Below are 828 nucleotides of genomic sequence, written 5' to 3' on the forward strand. Positions count from 1 at the left end.
GTATTTACCTATCAATATACCTTTTTGGATAATTGTGCTTTATGGCCTGCTGGATCGATGGCGTTAAACAAAGGCCGTCTGAAACGGTTTTTCTGTTTTCAGACAGCCTCTTAGATCAAACCTTGAGAAGCGAATACATGCGTTCCGCACACATCCTACCTGTTGAGTTTAGGTTTCATATGGGCTACGGCTTACTGATTTCAGACGATCTTTTTAATTTAGTTGAGTTTTCAACTCAACCTACACACTTAATCTGAAAGTTCATATAGCATATCCCAAAAGGCATCAAAACTATCTGCAATATGGCTAGTTACCATTTTTGTATCTCCATTCTCATCTTCATAAAAATCATCATGATACATCAGAATGATACATGGATTTTCATTGCATTTTCTGTAATTAAAACAGATATAATCACCATTAGCTGAAATCCCAAAAGCAATCACTTTTTTTGCATACCCATATTCATCATCAATACATGAATAGCTATAAATATCTTCATAGCCTAAATTTTGCTTATACCCTAAAAATGAAATGTCCCTTTCATCATTTTCACCGTATTGATTGATAAAATTGAAAATATTTTCTTTGGGGTATAAATGATCATGTTTACTAAGAAGTGATACATATGAAACAGGAAAAACGACCCCTACATCTTCAGCGAATTGTTGAATTGTTCTTATTGGAACCAATCCCTCATCTGATGATATTGATAGTTTTCTCATTTTTACTGACCTTTCTTTAACGATTTTTGACCAGTATGCCTAACAGCTTTATGAATACTATTAGGAATTAACTGCATATTATAAAGAGGCGGGCAAACATGCC

1 protein-coding gene is annotated in these 828 nt (G+C 33.9%); it reads right to left on the reverse strand.

What is annotated here, in order from left to right:
- Positions 1-248: 248 nt before the first annotated feature.
- Entirely contained in the window at positions 249-725 is a 477-nt protein-coding gene (locus tag ACTHUT_RS21250) for an SMI1/KNR4 family protein (protein WP_250601516.1), read from the reverse strand.
- Between the last annotated feature and the right edge of the window lie 103 nt (positions 726-828).

Source organism: Neisseria sp. P0022.S010 (assembly GCF_051956635.1).

What these genes read in the sequence shown, in the direction of transcription:
- ACTHUT_RS21250 (WP_250601516.1), bottom strand. Translation starts at nt 725, where the DNA reads ATGAGAAAACTATCAATATCATCAGATGAGGGATTGGTTCCAATAAGA.